At 72.1% G+C, this 15,644-nt stretch carries 15 protein-coding genes and 1 pseudogene; 8 read left to right on the top strand and 8 right to left on the bottom strand.

Features of this window, described 5'->3' with window-relative positions:
• Positions 1–132: 132 nt before the first annotated feature.
• On the top strand, positions 133–1,344 hold the full coding sequence (locus RBH18_RS38000) for a sugar ABC transporter permease (protein WP_306215346.1): 1,212 nt from the start codon (positions 133–135) through the stop codon (positions 1,342–1,344).
• Positions 1,345–1,516: 172 nt separating this feature from the next.
• Here the strand turns inward: RBH18_RS38000 and RBH18_RS37995 are convergent, their stop codons facing one another.
• A complete protein-coding gene (locus tag RBH18_RS37995; protein ID WP_306215345.1) occupies positions 1,517–2,263 on the bottom strand; it encodes a hypothetical protein in 747 nt (248 codons plus the stop codon).
• Positions 2,264–2,336: 73 nt separating this feature from the next.
• Between RBH18_RS37995 and RBH18_RS37990 the strand changes: the two genes are divergently transcribed.
• Genes RBH18_RS37990 through RBH18_RS37975 form a run of 4 tightly spaced genes read left to right on the top strand, consistent with a single transcriptional unit; the run spans position 2,337 to position 8,113 of the window.
• Positions 2,337–3,743, top strand: a complete 1,407-nt coding sequence (locus RBH18_RS37990; RefSeq protein ID WP_306215344.1) for a hypothetical protein — start codon at positions 2,337–2,339, stop codon at positions 3,741–3,743.
• 11 nt (positions 3,744–3,754) lie between these two features.
• A complete protein-coding gene (locus tag RBH18_RS37985; RefSeq protein ID WP_306215343.1) occupies positions 3,755–5,212 on the top strand; it encodes an ADP-ribosylglycohydrolase family protein in 1,458 nt (485 codons plus the stop codon).
• A 13-nt stretch (positions 5,213–5,225) separates the two neighbouring features.
• Positions 5,226–5,879: a TY-Chap2 family putative peptide chaperone gene (locus tag RBH18_RS37980; RefSeq protein WP_306215342.1), complete on the top strand. Its 654-nt coding sequence runs from the start codon at positions 5,226–5,228 to the stop codon at positions 5,877–5,879.
• Positions 5,876–8,113: a beta/alpha barrel domain-containing protein gene (locus tag RBH18_RS37975; protein ID WP_306215341.1), complete on the top strand. Its 2,238-nt coding sequence runs from the start codon at positions 5,876–5,878 to the stop codon at positions 8,111–8,113. Before RBH18_RS37980 ends, RBH18_RS37975 begins: the two co-directional genes overlap by 4 nt.
• Before the next feature lie 4 nt (positions 8,114–8,117).
• Here RBH18_RS37975 and RBH18_RS37970 read toward each other — a convergent pair whose 3' ends face one another.
• The 3 genes from RBH18_RS37970 to RBH18_RS37960 all read right to left on the bottom strand — a co-directional run bounded on the left by RBH18_RS37970 (position 8,118) and on the right by RBH18_RS37960 (position 10,030).
• On the bottom strand, positions 8,118–8,744 hold the full coding sequence (locus RBH18_RS37970) for a fasciclin domain-containing protein (protein WP_306215340.1): 627 nt from the start codon (positions 8,742–8,744) through the stop codon (positions 8,118–8,120).
• A gap of 82 nt (positions 8,745–8,826) precedes the next feature.
• Positions 8,827–9,489 (bottom strand): anti-sigma factor, encoded by a 663-nt coding sequence (locus RBH18_RS37965; RefSeq protein ID WP_306215339.1) that lies wholly within the window; start codon positions 9,487–9,489, stop codon positions 8,827–8,829.
• Entirely contained in the window at positions 9,452–10,030 is a 579-nt protein-coding gene (locus tag RBH18_RS37960) for an RNA polymerase sigma factor (RefSeq protein WP_306215338.1), read from the bottom strand. The genes RBH18_RS37965 and RBH18_RS37960 overlap by 38 nt, the downstream gene beginning before the upstream one ends.
• A gap of 129 nt (positions 10,031–10,159) precedes the next feature.
• Here RBH18_RS37960 and RBH18_RS37955 point away from each other — a divergent pair, with 129 nt between their 5' ends.
• On the top strand, positions 10,160–10,669 hold the full coding sequence (locus RBH18_RS37955) for a peptidase M23 (RefSeq protein ID WP_372339050.1): 510 nt from the start codon (positions 10,160–10,162) through the stop codon (positions 10,667–10,669).
• Between the two features lie 81 nt (positions 10,670–10,750).
• Here RBH18_RS37955 and RBH18_RS37950 read toward each other — a convergent pair whose 3' ends face one another.
• The gene (locus tag RBH18_RS37950; RefSeq protein WP_306215337.1) at positions 10,751–11,884 is read right to left on the bottom strand and encodes an FAD-dependent monooxygenase; all 1,134 of its coding nucleotides are present in this window, start codon (positions 11,882–11,884) and stop codon (positions 10,751–10,753) included.
• Between the two features lie 91 nt (positions 11,885–11,975).
• On the opposite strand from RBH18_RS37950, the gene RBH18_RS37945 reads away from it, so the two are divergent.
• Positions 11,976–12,626: a TetR/AcrR family transcriptional regulator gene (locus tag RBH18_RS37945; protein WP_306215336.1), complete on the top strand. Its 651-nt coding sequence runs from the start codon at positions 11,976–11,978 to the stop codon at positions 12,624–12,626.
• 97 nt (positions 12,627–12,723) lie between these two features.
• Here the strand turns inward: RBH18_RS37945 and RBH18_RS37940 are convergent, their stop codons facing one another.
• Entirely contained in the window at positions 12,724–13,803 is a 1,080-nt protein-coding gene (locus RBH18_RS37940; RefSeq protein WP_306215335.1) for a serine hydrolase domain-containing protein, read from the bottom strand.
• A 190-nt stretch (positions 13,804–13,993) separates the two neighbouring features.
• Between RBH18_RS37940 and RBH18_RS37935 the strand changes: the two genes are divergently transcribed.
• Positions 13,994–14,851, top strand: coding sequence for a TIGR03620 family F420-dependent LLM class oxidoreductase (locus tag RBH18_RS37935; protein WP_306215334.1), 858 nt, complete (start codon positions 13,994–13,996; stop codon positions 14,849–14,851).
• Here the strand turns inward: RBH18_RS37935 and RBH18_RS37930 are convergent.
• Positions 14,848–15,450, bottom strand: a complete 603-nt coding sequence (locus tag RBH18_RS37930) for a TetR/AcrR family transcriptional regulator (protein ID WP_306215333.1) — start codon at positions 15,448–15,450, stop codon at positions 14,848–14,850. The genes RBH18_RS37935 and RBH18_RS37930 overlap by 4 nt on opposite strands.
• A gap of 9 nt (positions 15,451–15,459) precedes the next feature.
• A pseudogene (locus RBH18_RS37925) lies at positions 15,460–15,644 on the bottom strand (hypothetical protein); the annotation flags it as partial.

Raw genomic sequence — 15,644 nt, 5'->3', positions numbered from 1 at the left:
CAACATGAACGACGTCTTCGCGGTCGCGGACAGCATCGCCACGCTGCACCTCGGCCGCATGGCCGCCCAGGTCCGGCGGGCCGACGTCACCCAGTCGCAGGTCGTCGAGCTGATCACCACCGGAGGCATCGCGTGACGACCGTCGCGGACCATCTCCACCGGTCGTGGGGGCGCATCCGCGGCGGCGACCTCGGCAGCCTGCCGGCCGTCCTCGGGCTGATCGTGCTCTGCCTGCTCTTCGGCACCGCCCGCGACACGTTCTTCAGCGCCCTCAACTTCGCGAACCTGTTCACCCAGAGCGCCCAGGTCGTGTTCATCGCCATGGGCCTGGTCTTCGTGCTGCTGCTCGGCGAGATCGACCTGTCGGCCGGCTTCGCCAGCGGCGTCTGCGGCGCGGTCATGGCCATCCTGCTCACCGAGCAGGGGCTGCCCTGGTACGTCGCGATCCCGGCCGCGCTGGCCACCGGCACGCTCATCGGCCTGGTGCTCGGGCTGCTCGTGGCGAAGGTCGGCATCCCGTCGTTCGTGGTCACCCTCGCCGCGTTCCTCGGCTTCCAGGGCATCCTGCTCGTCCTGCTCGGCGGCGGCAAGAACATCTCGATCCGGGACGACTTCGTCGTGGCGCTCAACAACAGCAACGTCCCGGTCGGGTGGAGCTGGGTGCTGGCGGCCGGGGCGGTCCTCGCGTACGGGATCAATCAAGTTTTGCGCCTGCGGGCGCGACTGGTCCGCGGGTTGCCGGCCGACCCGATCGGGATCGTCGCGCTGCGCGTGGGAGTCCTCGCGGCGCTCGTGCTCGCGGCCACCGCCGTGCTGACCCAGGAACGGGCGGTCAACTCGGCGATCAACTCGCTCAAGGGCGTGCCGATCGTCGTGCCGATCATGGCCGCGTTCCTGGTGCTGTGGAGCTTCGTGCTCGGGCGCACCGCCTACGGCCGGCACGTCTACGCCGTCGGCGGCAACGCGGAGGCCGCCCGCCGGGCCGGCATCCCGGTCGACCGCATCCGCATCTCGGTGTTCGTGATCGGCTCGTTCATGGCCGCGGTGGGCGGCATCATGGCGGTCAGCCGGGCCAGCTCGGTCGACCCGAACACCGGCGGCAGCAACATCCTCCTCTACTCCGTCGGCGCGGCCGTCATCGGCGGCACCAGCCTCTTCGGCGGCAAGGGCCGCGTCCTGAACGCGGTCGTCGGCGGGGCCGTCATCGCCGTCATCGACAACGGCATGGGCCTGATGGGCTACAGCGCCGGCACCAAGTACATCGTCACCGGCCTCATCCTGCTGGTGGCGGCCAGCGTCGACGCCCTCGCCCGCCGCCGCGCCGCCACCGCCGGGGCCCGCTGACCCTCCCCACCCTCCTGCTGTCACTGATTCGGCAGCAGGAGGGCACGTCGGGTGAGAGCACCACCTGGCCACCCATCACCCCGAAGCCGGCCGCCCGATAACAAACGCCCCTGGCATCCCGGAGTCGATTGTCGAGCGGGCGCGCGTACCGGCGATGGCCTGAGCGGCCCGCTCAGCCGGGCACGTCGCCGCCCCAGCCGAGCTGGTGCCACCGGTGCCGGCCGGTGAACCATCGGCCGGTGAGCTGCGACTGGCGGAAGGTGCCCAGCCAGCCGACCGGCTTGACGACGACGTCGACGTTCCAGGACCGGCCGTAGCCGGTCCGGCCGGGGCCGTGGTCCGTCAGCGCGGCGTACCAGCCCGGGTAGGCGTCGAGCATGAGAACGACTCGGCGCTCGGCTTCGCCGGTTCGGTACACCTGGGCATTGTCCGGCCCTCCCAGCGGGGTGTTCAGGTGTATCGAGAGGTGCATGGGGTCCCAGCCGCCCTGCCACAGCTGCGGGAAGTGGGGCTGGCCATGGGGTCCGCGAAGCGCCTCGGCCACGATGCCGCCCGCGTCGGGGATCGTCGGACGGAACAGCTCGGCCAGTTGGTCGTCGATCGCAGCCGCCGCCTCCGAGCGCAAATAGTCGCCCAGGAAGGGGCCGTACCACGCCTTCACCGTGCGGAGGACGGGGTGCGCTGCCGGCATGCCGAGGATTATCCAGCGGGCCAGGCCGGGACGGGTGGCCGGCCAGCCGAGTCCGTACGCCAGCAGGTCGACGAAGGGGCCCCAGTAGGAGAGCCGCTCGTTGAGGTCGCCGGTTTTCCGTCGGTCCCGCATGCTCGCCGGCAGCGGCGGTGGCTCCCGATTCTCGCTCGGGTCGGCGACCATGGCCCACGCGAGCGGCTTCCAGTCTTCCCAGCTGCCGGCCTTCATGTTCGCCAGCCTATGACGCAGGAGAATCCGGGAAACGCGGTTCCCCGGGCGACGGGGCGCCGACACTCGGGGGGTGGAGAGGTATGTGCCGGGGTGGGACCGGATCGACGCGGTTCTGGCGTTGTTGCGGGAACGGCCGGAAGGTGTGACGCCCGGGGAGGCGTGGCGGGCGGTGACGGATGCGCCCGAGGCGGGAGAGGCCGAATTCCGGTGGGACATCGGCACGTTGATCGCGACGGGATCGATCGAGCGGGACGGAGCGCTCTGGCGGATCGGGACGGGGACGACCGCCGAGGTTGATTTCGGCGCGGGGCCCTGGGATGTGCCCGACGAGCCGCCGCAGCCGATGGAGGAAGCCGGCGGGTTGCTGCTGCGGGAGGGGCTGTGGCGAGGCGGGTCGGTGTTCGTGCCCGGGGCGCGGGTGTGGACCGCCGAGAATGCCGGACATCTGGCGGCTGCGGTGGCTGATCGGTGCCGGCATCAGGACGACTTCCTGGATGGGCTCTGGGCTCTGCTGCCCGTTTGTTCCGACGATGTGACGGTGTTGCTGGCGGAGATTCTGGCGCTCGGCATGGTGCCGATCGGATCGGCGGATCTGGCGCCCGTGGTGAAGCGGCGGCGCGTTGCTGTGGTCCTCGACGAGGTGATGCAGCCGGCCGGGCTGCCCACGGTTGTCGACCGGGCATTCGACCACGGGATGGCACCGCCGGGGACATGGCGGGCACGGGACGTGTGGCCGGACGTGCAATTCCTGGCCGAGTTCGCGGCCATGTGGCTCGAACAGCCGGAAGACGTCCGGGAGCTTTCTCGCGAGCACGAGCACGCCTGGTACAGCTTGGTGCTCGGGGCGAAGGGCGGCGAAGCGGCGGCACAGCGGGAAGCGCTTCTCTACTTCGGTCACCCCGGCGCGTTCGTCCCGGTTTTTTCCGGTACGGACAAACGGGCGATCGCCGAGGGACTGGCGACCGAGATCGGCTACCGGGAACCGGGCGAGACGGTTGACGCCACGCTCGCGCGGATCTGCATCGCGGTGCAGGCCGAGACGCGGGCGGAAGTCGACTTCTATGCCGCGCCGTGGCGCGAGCGGTGGCGGACGACAGCTCTTGACGAACCGGCGGGACGGGCCTGGTTCGTACGGGATTCATATCCCGGCGGCGGTGACTTCCTGGGCGAGTGGTTGCACGAGGGCGTCGTGACTGTGCCGGTGGCCGATCGTACGGGGGAATGGTCGAGCATCGGCGAGGGCGATCTGGTGCTGGCAGGAACCCGCGATGTCGCCCACGTCGGGATGGTCGTCGGTCCCGAAGACACCGGCGGCGACGACGTGCGGCGTCCGGTGCGGTGGCTGACCGAACGACGGCCGGTTGAGCTGACGCGGCTGGCGGGCAGGCTGACGACGGATCTGGAACGGCGCGAAAGGGTTGTCGAGATGCGGGCGGACCTGGCGATGCTGGTGGCCCTGGCGAGGGCGCTGTCGTGAGGCTGACGGCGATGCAGAGCGATCGGGCGGCCGGAGTGTTGCTCGGGGCGGCCTGCGGCGATGCGCTCGGGGTTCCGTACGAGTTCTCGTCGCCGCCGCCGAAGGGACTGGCGCCGCGGATGAGCGGGGGTGGGCTCGGCGACTATGCGCCGGGGGAGTACAGCGACGACACGCAGATGGCGGTGTGCATTGCCGAGGTCGCGGCGACCGGGGCGGATCTCCGGGAGGCCGGGGCGCTGGATCGTATCGCGGGCAATTTCGTGTGGTGGCGGGCCGAGGGTGCGACCGATGTGGGAATTCAGACGAGCCGGGTGATCGCCGAGGTGCGGCGGCACGGCGCGAAGGGGCTCGGGGCCGCCATGCGGGAGGCCGGCCGGGCGTTGCACGCGGAGACCGGGCGCAGCGCCGGGAACGGATCGTTGATGCGGGCGGGAATTGTCGCGCTCGCGTACCTGGATGATCCGGTGGCGATGGCGGAGGCCGCGCGTGCGGTGAGCGAGCTGACGCATTTCGACGAGCTGGCCGGTGACGCCTGTGTGCTGTGGTGCGAAGGAGTCCGGCACGCGGTGGTGCACGGCACCTTCGGCGGGGTACGCCGGGGCCTCGAGCTCCTTCCCGGGGAGCGCCGCGACCAGTGGGCCGGGTGGCTCGACGACGCGGAACGGCACGAGCCGCAGCACTTCCCGAACAACGGTTTCGTCGTCACGGCGTTGCAGGCCGCGTGGTCGGCGATCGCGCGGACACCGGTGCCGCCCGACGACCCGGGGAAGCCGTCGTTCGCGTGTGACCATCTGCGGGACGCCTTGTACGCGGCCGTCGGCGCGGGCAACGACACGGACACCGTGGCGGCGATCGCCGGGGCGGTGCTCGGCGCGAGGTGGGGCGCTTCGGGAGTACCCCTGAAGTGGCAGCGGGCAGTACACGGCTGGGAGCGCAACCGGGCCGCCGACCTGATGCGGCTGGCTCTGCTGACGGCCGCGGACGGGAAGCCGGACCGGGTCGGGTGGCCCGGCACCGATCGGATGGAGGCGCCTTTGCCGCGTCCCTTGGCGGCGGCACATCCGGACGATGCGGGCGTGGTGCTCGGCAATCTGATGACGCCGGTCGAGGGGATCGATGCGGTGGTGTCGCTGTGCCGGGTCGGCGTGCGGCAATTCGCGTCGGTGCCCGCGGAGAACCAGGTGCAGGTATGGCTGGTCGATCAGGCGGGCGCCAACGCCAATACGGCCTTCGCCGTGGATCAGGCCGCCCGCGCGGTGGCCGAGCTCCGCGACGAAGGACACAAAGTGCTGCTGCATTGCGCGGCGGGACAGAGCCGCACACCCGCGGTGGCCGCCCGCTACGCGATGCTCAGGACAGGCAGGAGCGGTCCGGCCGCGCTGGCGGAGATGCGCACACTGCTGGATGGGCACGGGTACTACGTGAACGACGAGCTGCGCCGCGTGGTGGAGGCCTTCGATGCCGGATAAACGGTTCGTACTCATGCAGTCGTGGTGGCTGGCGGCGCTGCTGATCCGGCGGCATCCCGAGCTGACGTGCATCGAGACCCATCCCGGGGACGGTATGTACGACTGCCTCTCGCTGTTTCGCGACGGCGACAAGCTGATCGACATCAATCGTGAGGGCAGCGTGCACGTCCATCGCGAGTCGCGGTGGACGCCCGTACCGGTGGAGGCTTTGCTGGACATCCACGATGTGACGGCTTTCGTGCACGACCTGGAGGAGGCAGCGGGCCTGCGGTCCCCGGCCCACGCGCCGGCGTCGACGCCCGCCGTGCTGGCCTACCGCGTGATCGCCCAGATCATGGCCATCACCGTGAATGCCAAGGAGACGTGGGACGTCCGCAATGTGTTACTCGACGCCAGCGGAATGGGCGGCGGGGTCAAGGAGGAGTATCTGACACCGTTTCCCGTCGCGGCGGAGCGAGCGCGACAGGTCCGCGCCGACGATCTGCTGGGCATTCCGTACTACCGGTACTGGTGCGTCTTGCGAGCCGGAAAGCCCGTCGCGATCCTCGACACGGACGGTTTCGTCTATGCGGGGCAGCAGGTGATCGCCCTGCCGGAGGTGTACGCCGCTCATTCCCGCCGCCTGATGCCGACGGTCGCAACAGCACTGGGCGTGGTCCTGCCGTGAGCGACCCGTTCTGGGCGAGCCGGACCGAGGACGCCGGTGGGCTCGTCCGGAACGACAGCGACCTGCCGGACAGCGCGGCGTGGCGACGTCTGCGGTTGAGTCAGGAATTGACGAGCCGCTGGTATCCGCGTATCGGGCTCGTCCCGCATCTGGTGCCGGTCACCGGCGACATCGAGCTGACGACGGGCGACTGCGCACTGCACCCGACGAAGCCGGGGCGCCTCGACGGCGAGTTCTTCGCGGGGGCCGGCACCGGCGACTGGGACACCTGGGTCCGGCGGGCTGAAGAGCTGTTCGAGCTGAGCGACTGCTGGGACGAGCGCGACCACGAGCGGTGCTTCCATCTGCGGGCCGAGGCGGCCTTTCCGTTGATGTGGCAGGTCGGCCTGCTGCTGCGGACGGCGGGAAGAACCTTGACCACCCTGTCGTACGAGGCGGTGGTCGAGCGGTGCGGAGGACTCACGCCGGCGGCCGGCGACGTCGAGCGGGCCGGGCTCTGGGTGGCGGTGAGCGCCGGGGCGGCATGGTGTGCGCTCAGCCCCACCGGGCGGGCCTACGCCGGGCAGCACGTGATCGACCTCGCAGCGCGCCACCGGGCCGGGGCCGGCACCGGTGAGCTGGCTGCCGCTGTCGAGGACCGGCTCGCGTGGCAGGACCTCACGCCGGAGGGCCGCCGGTGGCAACGTCTGATGCGGCTGGCCGGCCGGGCGGGGCTGCCCACCGCGCGGCTGATGCCGGACATCGGGACGCCGGCCGAGCTCATGGTCTTCGCCAGCGATGATCAGCTTGCCGTCGTCGCGGACCTCGACGCCGGGCCGGCGCTCGTGGACACCGCGCTGGCGTACGCGCTCGGCCTCGCGTACGACAGGGACATCACCGTGATGCTCCCGGCCGGGCGCGAGTCTCGTACGCTGCGCCGCGCGGCGTTCCTGAACGCCGGTGTCCGGGTCTGGATCCACGACGGTCACCGGGTCGCCCCCGCGGTGGTGCCGGCCCGGGTCGAGGTGCTGCGTGACCTGGCGCGGCAGCGGTGGACGATTGCCGCTGCGGACGACTCATGGCCCTACGTGGAGCCGTTCTTCGAGGCGGGCGCGGAGGCCCCGTTTCACCCGGTGCGCGTGCTGCACATGGCCGAGTCCGGTGACAAGGTCGTCGTGCTGGCCGCCGGCACGCCGTTGACCACTCTGCATCCGATCGGCACCCACGTCGCGGACGGCGTGCTCGGATGCCTGGACGAGGTGATGTGGGCGCTGGCCGTCCGGGCCGAGCTGGCCGCCGAGTTCGCGGAGGGCGACCCGCGGCTCGAGCATCGGCTGCTCCTCGGGATGCCGGGCGCTCTGCATCCCCTGCACCCGGCACAGCTCGAGGCGATCGATGTCGACTCGCTCAGCCTTGTGCAGGTGAGCGAGCTCGTGCGCGACTGGCCGGGCGAACTCGACGTGATCTGTACGGTGCCGGCCGCCCCGCCCCGGCCGGCGCCTCCGCGACCCGGCCTCGTGCGACGCCGTCAAGCCGGGGATCGGCACTCCCTGGCCCGGGAGCTTTTCGAGCCGCTGGGTGCCGAAGGCGCGGCGCGGGTGTGTGAAACACTCGCCCTGCCTGTTCACCGGGCAGAGCCGCCCGACTTCGCGACGCGAGCCGACGTCATGCTGTCCGGGACGACCGCCGACGGGCAGCGGATGGCCGCTCTGCTCCTGGTCCGGCTCACCGGGGACGAGCTCGAGCCCTGCCCCGGTCATGGTGCCGCGGACAACTCACGGCGAGATGCGTGCCGTGCCAATGCGCCCTTCGGGGGTGCGGAAGACGCTTGTCACCTGCTCCGGGGCGCGGTCGGCGAGGCTGAGGCGTATCCCCGTCTGCTCGACATCTCCCCGAGTCCCCCGCTGAAGGACACCGGGTACTGGGTGCCGGAGGGCGGGTGTCCGTTCCGGCGTACCAATGAGCCGATGCGGTTGCTGGCACTGGGGGAAAGTCTGCTTCGGAACGGCCAGTACCGCAGCGTGGCGGTCACGCTGTTTGCTCCGGCCTTCGAGGAGAGCGTCCAGCGCCGGTGGGCGGAGGCCGGCCGCATGGTGCGGTCCTCGAGCGGACTGACGCTGTCCTTCCTGCCGATCGAGGTGCTTCTGTCGGCCGGCAAGCACCCGCACGCCGAGGCCCTACGGCAGCGTTACGGTCTCGGCTCCGCGGAGCGGGCATCGGCGCGGTCCCGAGGCGCCGATGCCCGCTTCCCGTAGGGGGTCAGGGCAGGTTGATCGGGCGCAGGACGCGGTCGATGGCGTGGGCGATCTGCTTGTTGCCCTTGTTGATGTCGAAGCGGACGATGCGCGGGTTGCGGTCGTCGCGGTCGGCGTCGATCAGCTGGATGCGCTTCCAGTGCCGGCCGTAGACGTCGACCTTGACGGTGCCGCCCGCCGCGGTGGTCAGCGTGGCGCCGTCGGACTTGCGGGCCGCCTTGCCGGTGATCGTGGCGCCCGGGACGACGTGGTAGAGGAGGACCGACTCGACGGTGTCGATGCCCAGGGCGGCGACGGCGGTGAAGGCCTTCTTCTCGCCCGGCAGGTGCCGGGTGTGCTGGAGGTCGGCGACCAGGATCTGGAAGGCGCGGTCGGTGGGCAGGAAGGCGGTCAGGGGCTGTGTGCCGTCGGCCAGGACGCCGACCGGGCTGGCCGGCTTGGCCGCCAGGACCGCCCCCACCGCGGCCTGCAGGATGTCGAAGTCGCGGCCCGTGCGGTCGAAGCCGCTCGGGTCGGCGGCGAGGACGGCGGCCAGCGATCGGGTTCTGGTGTGGGCGGCGGCGGGTGCGGCGGAGAGGGCAGAGGCGACGACGGCGGCGGTGGCCACGGCGACGAGCCGGGTGATCCTCATGGTCGGGTGTCCTTTCCGGATCGGGCGGTGGCGTCGGTGCCACCATCCGGTAGTTCGCACGCGGGCCCCGGCTTGGATGCGGTCAGGACGTCAGGGTTCCGCGGAGCAGGCTGTGCCCGGAGTGGGCGGCGTCCCCGTCGTGCGGTTCGTCGCTGATGTCCACCAGCCGGTAGCGGTTGAGGTCGGTGCCGGGCGGGACCGGCAGCACGACCTCCGGCGCCGTGGTCAGGCTGCCGACGGCCACCATCCGCGTGGGGTCGGCCGGGTCGAGCAGCCAGACCTCGTGGTAGCCCGTCGTGAGCGGCAGGTTCCGGACGTCGACGCGCATCCGGCCGCCGGCGAGCACCGTCACGTCGCCGCCGGCGCTGGGCGGGACCGTCGCGAGGGGAGTCAGGGTTGCCCGCGCCGTGACCTGCTCGGCGGCGGGCCGCGACACGAGCCGGTCGACCACCACCGTGCCGGCCACCGCGAGCACCGCGATCGCGACCGCGGCGAGGGCCGGGGCCAGCCGGCGGGGACGGGCCCGGTGGGGGACGGTCCCGATCCGTGCCTCGATGGCCCGCCAGACGTGCTCCGGGGGCGGCGGCAGGTCCTGGACGTCCTGCGCCTGGGCGCCCAGCCCGGCGACCTGGCGCAGGTCGTCCCGCTCGTGCCGGCAGCCGGCGCAGTCCGCGAGGTGGTCCGCCTCGCCGGGCTCCGGCTCCGCCTCAGAGAGCGCGAGTAGGACCAGCCGATCGGGATCCACGTGCCGCACCGTCCACCTCCCAGCGACGTCGCAGGTGGGCCATGCCGCGCCTGATGTGGCTCTTGACCGTGCCGAGCGGCAGCCCGGTGACGGCCGCTATCTGCGCGTGCGTGAGGTCGTCGAAGAACGCCAGCTCCAGGGTGCGCCGCTGCTCGTCGGGCAGCCGGCTCAGCTCGTCGGCGACGACCAGCCGGTCGACGATCTGCTCCGGCGTCTCCTCGGCGCCGGGCGGCGGGTGCAGGGCGCGGGCGGTCTCGGTCGCCCGGCCGTCGCGCATCGCCGCCCGGACCCGGTCGACGGCCTTGCGCCGGGCGATGCCCAGCAGCCAGCCCAGCATCGTGCCGCGCTGCGGGTCGAAGCCGTCGCGGCCGGTCCACGCCGCCACGAAGGTCAGCTGGGTGACGTCCTCGGCGTCCGCGCGGTTGCCCAGCAGCCGCTGGGCCAGATGGAGAACGGCTGCGCCGTGCCGGTCGTACGCGGTGCGCAGCGCCTGCTCGTCGCCGCCGCGCAGCCGCTCGGCGAGTTCGTCGTCGGAGCTCATCGACCTCCCTCCCGCACATGGGTCCCCGAGGGTGTTCGTCGCCGGGACGGGTGGTGGATGCGTCGGGTGGCCGACTTTCGCCACCTGTATCCTTCGCCGGGCTCCCCACCCCGGAAGGTTTCTCACGTCGTGCGCGCGTTGTTCGTGGTTGCTGTGGCCGTCGTGGCCGGTTTCGTCCTCAGCCCCCTGGTCCGCACCGACGCGGCGACCTGCGCCCCGGCGCCGGCCGTGTCCACACCGGCCGGATGGAGCGAGGAGCAGCTCGCCAACGCGCGGCTCATCGTCGCGGTCGGCGCCGAGCGGCGGGTGCCGGTCGAGGGCCAGGTGATCGCGGTGGCGACCGCCATCCAGGAGTCGCGGCTGCGCAACCTGCGCGGCGGCGACCGCGACTCCGTCGGGCTGTTCCAGCAGCGGACCAGCCAGGGCTGGGGGACGCCGCGGCAGCTCGCCGATCCGGAGTACCAGACCCGGAAGTTCTACGACGGGCTGCTCGCCGTCGAGGGCTGGCGGGAGATGCGGCTCACCGAGGCGGCCCAGGCCGTGCAGGTGTCGGCCCACCCCGAGGCGTACGCGAAGCATGCCCGCGCCGCCGCCCGCCTGGTCGACGCTTTCGGCGCCCCGGAGGCGTGCGCCCGCTGATTCGGGCGTACGCCCCCAGCGCTTCGGACTGAGCCGCCGCCGGACCGGCTCCTGCCGGACGAGGAACGGGCAGGAGCCGGTTCACTGCCCGAGGAGCTGGGCGTTGCGGGCCGCGATCGCTTCGGCGGTGTCGGGGAAGATCATGGGCAGGCCGAAGGTCTCGGTCTCGGACTGGATGCGCTCGGCGGTGGGGCGGAAGCTCCGCTCGTACTCGGCGAACGCCCGCTCGATGTCGCCGCCGCTGCCGCGGAAGGCGTCGTACAGTGCTGTCGCGCCGAGGATCGCGACGGATCCGCCCATGCCGGCGGCGGGCGAAGGGCAGTACGCGGCGTCGCCGACGAGCGCGACCCGACCGGACGCCCAGCGCGGCAACCTGTTCTGGCTCAGCTTGTCGAAGTAGAAGTTGTCGGCGCTGAGGGCCTTGCCCACGACCTCGGTGAACGGCCTGCCCGCATCGGCGAACCGGTCGCGGATGATCTGCTTCTGCTCGTCGATGTCGTGGTAGTCGTACGGGATCTCCTGGTCGGAGTGGAAGACGAGGACGACGTCGGTGGTGCTCTCGTAGGAGTTCAGCAGCAGCGTGCGGCCGGGCGTGTTCTGGATCCGGGACGTCCAGGACGGGATGAACGTGTCGTCCACCACGGTGACGGACGTGTAGTGGTGCAGGAAGTGGCTGTAGTCCGTCTCCGGTCCGAACCAGAGCCTGCGGACGGTGGAGTGGTTGCCGTCGCAGCCCAGCACCATCGTGAACTCGCGCTCCGGGCCGGTGCGGAAGGTGGCCCGGACGCCCCCGGCGGTGGCGGTGAGCCCGGTGACGGAGTCGCCGAAGATCACTTCCACGGTGTCCCCGAGCTCGGCGAACAGGATCGCGAGGAGGTCGTCGCGGTGGATCTCGACGTCGTCGTGGCGGTGCACCTCGTAGTCGTCGATGACGATGGCCCCGGCCGTGGGCTCCGGCTCCATCCGCGCGATGGGCGTGCCGTCGATGTCGGCGAACTCGGTGGTGCGCGGCGGGAGCGCCTTCGCCCGGACGGCGGGGAGGATGCCCATCCGGTCGAAGATTGCCATCGCGTCGTTGCGGAGGTCGACGGGCGTCCCGCCCTTGCGCAGGCCGGTGGCGTTCTCGACGACGGTGACCCGGTAACCCAGGCGCCGCATCCAGATCGCCGTCGTCAAGCCGGCGAAGCTCGCCCCCGAGATCAGGACCGAATCCATGATGTGCCTCCAGCAAACTTGTAGTGACTACAGTTTCACGACCATAGCGCGAACTTGGTGTGACTACAAGATTCGTGGCATGATGACGTCCGTGACGAAGCCGACGGGTCGCCGTGAGTTGAGGAAGCTGGAGACGCGGCAGCGGCTGGCCGATGCGGCGGCACAGCTCTTCGCGGAGCACGGCTACGATGCCGTGTCGATGTCCGACGTGGCGGCCGCCGCGGGGGTGGCGGTGCAGACCGTCTTCAACTACTTCCCGACCAAGCCCGACCTCGTCCTCGACCGTGCCGACGACATGCTCGAGCGCTCGCGCCGGTGTGTCGCCGGGCGCGACCCGGCTCTGACGCCGGCCGAAGCCCTCGGCGTGCAGGTGCACGAGGACATCGACCACTTCGCCGCGCGGGACGTGTACTTCGCCCGCGGCGAGTTCCCGGCGCAGTCCGTGGAAAGCGACTCGCTGCGCCGCTACGCGCTGCAGTTCCGCTTCGACCAGGCCGAGGCGATCGCAGCGGCCATCGGCGAGACCGATCCCGAGATCCCCGCCCTCGTGGCCCGCGCCCATGCCGGCGGTCTGATCACGGTGATCCAGGCCGTCACCGACAGGATCGGCGAGGCGATCCTGTCGGGGGCCGATCTCGCCGCGGTCGCCCGGAAACTCCACGAGGACGCTGAGGCCGCCCTCGCGGAGGCCACCGAGGCTTTCCGCGCCATGAAGACGAGAACGGCCACAACCGTCCGGTAGCCGGTCGTGGCCGCTCACCGGCTCGCCGCGCGCGTCAGGCGCCGCGCGCGTCAGGCGCCGCGGGCGGCGCCGGGCGGCCGGTGCCCGTGGGAGCGCGTCAGCCGCACAGGGCCGCGTCCAGGAACGCGTTCACGGCGGCGAAGACGGCCACCGGGTCGCGGCGCAGGTCGGGCGTGACGGCGACCGTGACCTGCCGGCCGCCGTCCTCGGTGGAGAAGGTCCAGGCCTGGTACGTGAGGGTGCCGCCGTCGTTGCCGTACGCGCGGATCCCGCACGGGGTGTCGCGCCGCTCCAGCCCCAGCCCGTAGCTGCCGCCCGCCACGGCCGGGGTCTTCATCGCGGCGAGCAGGGGCGGCGGAAGCAGCCGCCCGCCGGCCAGCGCGCCGGAGAACTCGTCGAGGTCCCGGGTCGTGGAGATCATCTCACCGGCCGCCCCGAACATCGACGGGTTCATCTCGGTGTAGTCGACGAGGTCACCGTCCGGCCCGGGCACATAGCCGTGGGGGTGGGGGCCGGGGATCCCCGGTGCCGTGCCCGGCACGGTGGTGTCCCGCAGGTGCAGGGGCCGCAGGATCCGGCGCTCGATCTCCTTGCCGTACGGCCGCCCGGTCACCGCCTCGACAATCTCCCCGAGCACGAGGTAGCCGGTGTTCGAGTACGCATAGGCCGAGCCCGGCGGCGTGGAGGCCGGCGGGTTCGCGACCGCCCGCCGGATCAGCTCGGCCGCGGTCCACGTGCGCCATCGGCCGGCGAAGAACTCGGGTGCCGGCGGCATCGGCAAGGTGTCCGCGTAGTCGGCCAGGCCGCTGGAGTGGTTGAGCAGGTGGCGCACGGTGATGCGCCGGCCGTCCGGGACGACGCCGGGCAGCCACCTGTCCACCGGGTCGTCCAGCCGCAGCCGGCCCTCGTCCACGAGCTGCAGCACGACCGTGGCCACGAACGTCTTGGTGATGCTGCCCGCCCGGAAGCGGCCGCCGGCCGGGACCGGCTCACTCGTGCCTCGCCGGGCGACTCCGGCGGTGCCGCGCCAGGTGCCGTCCGGACCGCGCACCTCCGCCAGCACCCCGATCGTGCCGGCGGCCGTGATCGCGTCCAGCCGGCTCTGTGGTGTGTCGGCGGTCGTGCCCGGACTTGCTGCCATCGTCGTCGCGACCACCATGCTGAGCACCGTTTTCATTGCTCCGACGCTAGGCACGGGACAGCCCTTCCGGAATGCGGCTACCCGCCGTCTTCGACGGGTGCTATCACCCTTGCGCCGCCATTCAACCCAGGTTCCTAGGACGCCTCAAGCGCCGTGACGCGGGTCATGGGGCGGATCGGGGCGGCGGTGTTAATGTATCGGCCGGTACAGAAAAGAGGGGATCATCATGCTGGGTCGTGTGGGTGTGTGGAGCATGGAGCTGCGCGGGGCCGCCCGCCCGGCCGTCCGCGAGGCCGCGGCGGAGCTGGGCGAGCTGGGCTGGAGGACGGTGTGGCTGCCCGGGCTCGACGGCGCCGGCGTGCTCGACGACGTCGGCGAGCTGCTCGCCGCGTCGCCGGAGGGCAACGTCGTGACGGGTGTCCTCAACATCTGGGGGCAGACGCCCGGCGAGCTCAGCAAGCGGGTGGCCGAGCTGGATCAGGCCCACGGGCCCCGCACGGTCGTCGGTCTCGGCATCGGCAGCCCGGCCGGGGCTCGGGCGCACGGCCTGGACTACGGCAGCCCGCTGGCCACGATGAGCCACTATCTGGACGGCGTCGACGCGTCGGTGCTGCCGCCGGAGCGGCTGCTGCTCGGCGCGCTCGGGCCGCGGATGGTGGACCTCGCCGCCGGGCGCACGGCCGGCTGGCACCCGTTCCTGGTGACGCCCGGCTATGTCGCGCAGCAGCGCGAGCGGGTCGGCGCCGGGCCTCTGCTCGCGCCGCACCAGGCCGTCGTGCTCGACACCGATCCCCGGCGGGCGCGTGCCGCGGCGCGGGCGGGCATCGGCATGTTCCTCGGCTTCCCGACCTACCAGCAGAACCTGCGCCGCATCGGCTTCACCGACGACGATCTCGTGCCCGGCGGCAGCGACCGGCTCATCGACGCGGTGGTCGCGCACGGCAGCGCCGAGGACATCGCCCGCCGGGTCCGCGAGCACCACGACGCCGGCGCCGACCACGTGGCGCTGCACGTGCTGACCGCCCCGGGCTCGTCGGGCCTCCCGCTTGCCGAGTGGCGCGAGCTGGCTGCCCTCACCCGCTAACGCGGGATCGCCTGCAGGGCGATGTCGACCGTGGCGTGCAGACTCGCCCGGTCGACGCCCGCGGCGGCGTGCACGGCGTTGCCCTCACTGACCGTCATGACGTAGCGGGCGAGGGCCGCCGGGTCGGTGCCGGCGGGCAGGTCGCCCTCGGCGGCCGCGCGGGCCAGGCGGTCGGCCAGGGCGCGTTCCCCGGCGAGGCGGCTCGCGGCCAGGAACTGCGAGACGTGGCCGTTGTCGCTGCCGCAGGCCAGGCCGCCCTGGATCGACAGGCAGCCCGCCGGGCGATCGGTACGCGTCACCGCGTCCGCGTTGTCGTGCAGGAACTTCGCGATCACTGCGTACGCCGTCGGCTGCTCGAGCGCCGCCCGCGCGTACGCCATGTCCTCCTCGGCGTAGCGCGCGACGGCCCGCTGGAAGAGTGCTTCCTTGTTGCCGTACGCGGCGTACATGCTCGGGCGGTTGATGCCCATCGCGGTGGTCAGGTCCGCCAGCGACGCGCCCTCGTAGCCGTGCTTCCAGAACACTTCGACGGCCCGGTCGAGGGCGGCGTCCGCATCGAAGCCCCGGGGCCGCCCCCGCTCTCTCGTCTGTTCCGCCATCCCCCTATCTTAACCGCTCGGTACACAAAAGGCGGTGGGGACGGCGGCGGCCAGGGCGGCGTAGCCGGCGGGGTTGAGGTGCAGGCCGTCGCCGGTGTCGTAGGCGGGGGCGAGGCGGCCCGGTGCGGCGGGGTCGCGGACGGCGGCGTCGAAGTCGGTGACCGTGGCGAAGGCGCCGCCGTGGCGGATCCAGT

Origin of the sequence: Actinoplanes oryzae, assembly GCF_030757795.1 — a bacterium.
Lineage (GTDB): Bacteria > Actinomycetota > Actinomycetes > Mycobacteriales > Micromonosporaceae > Actinoplanes.
The sequence above is the reverse complement of the archived record's forward strand: the minus strand, read 5'-3'. Positions and strand labels throughout refer to the sequence as shown.

Bases quoted from the DNA above. Each gene is read 5' to 3' on its own strand.
- RBH18_RS37980 (WP_306215342.1), top strand. From the start codon at position 5,226: ATGCAGTCGTGGTGGCTGGCGGCGCTGCTGATCCGGCGGCATCCCGAG.
- RBH18_RS37940 (WP_306215335.1), bottom strand. From the start codon at position 13,803: ATGAAAACGGTGCTCAGCATGGTGGTCGCGACGACGATGGCAGCAAGT.
- RBH18_RS37950 (WP_306215337.1), bottom strand. From the start codon at position 11,884: ATGGATTCGGTCCTGATCTCGGGGGCGAGCTTCGCCGGCTTGACGACG.
- RBH18_RS37935 (WP_306215334.1), top strand. From the start codon at position 13,994: ATGCTGGGTCGTGTGGGTGTGTGGAGCATGGAGCTGCGCGGGGCCGCC.
- RBH18_RS37960 (WP_306215338.1), bottom strand. From the start codon at position 10,030: ATGAGCTCCGACGACGAACTCGCCGAGCGGCTGCGCGGCGGCGACGAG.
- RBH18_RS37930 (WP_306215333.1), bottom strand. From the start codon at position 15,450: ATGGCGGAACAGACGAGAGAGCGGGGGCGGCCCCGGGGCTTCGATGCG.
- RBH18_RS37995 (WP_306215345.1), bottom strand. From the start codon at position 2,263: ATGAAGGCCGGCAGCTGGGAAGACTGGAAGCCGCTCGCGTGGGCCATG.
- RBH18_RS37970 (WP_306215340.1), bottom strand. From the start codon at position 8,744: ATGAGGATCACCCGGCTCGTCGCCGTGGCCACCGCCGCCGTCGTCGCC.
- RBH18_RS37985 (WP_306215343.1), top strand. From the start codon at position 3,755: ATGCAGAGCGATCGGGCGGCCGGAGTGTTGCTCGGGGCGGCCTGCGGC.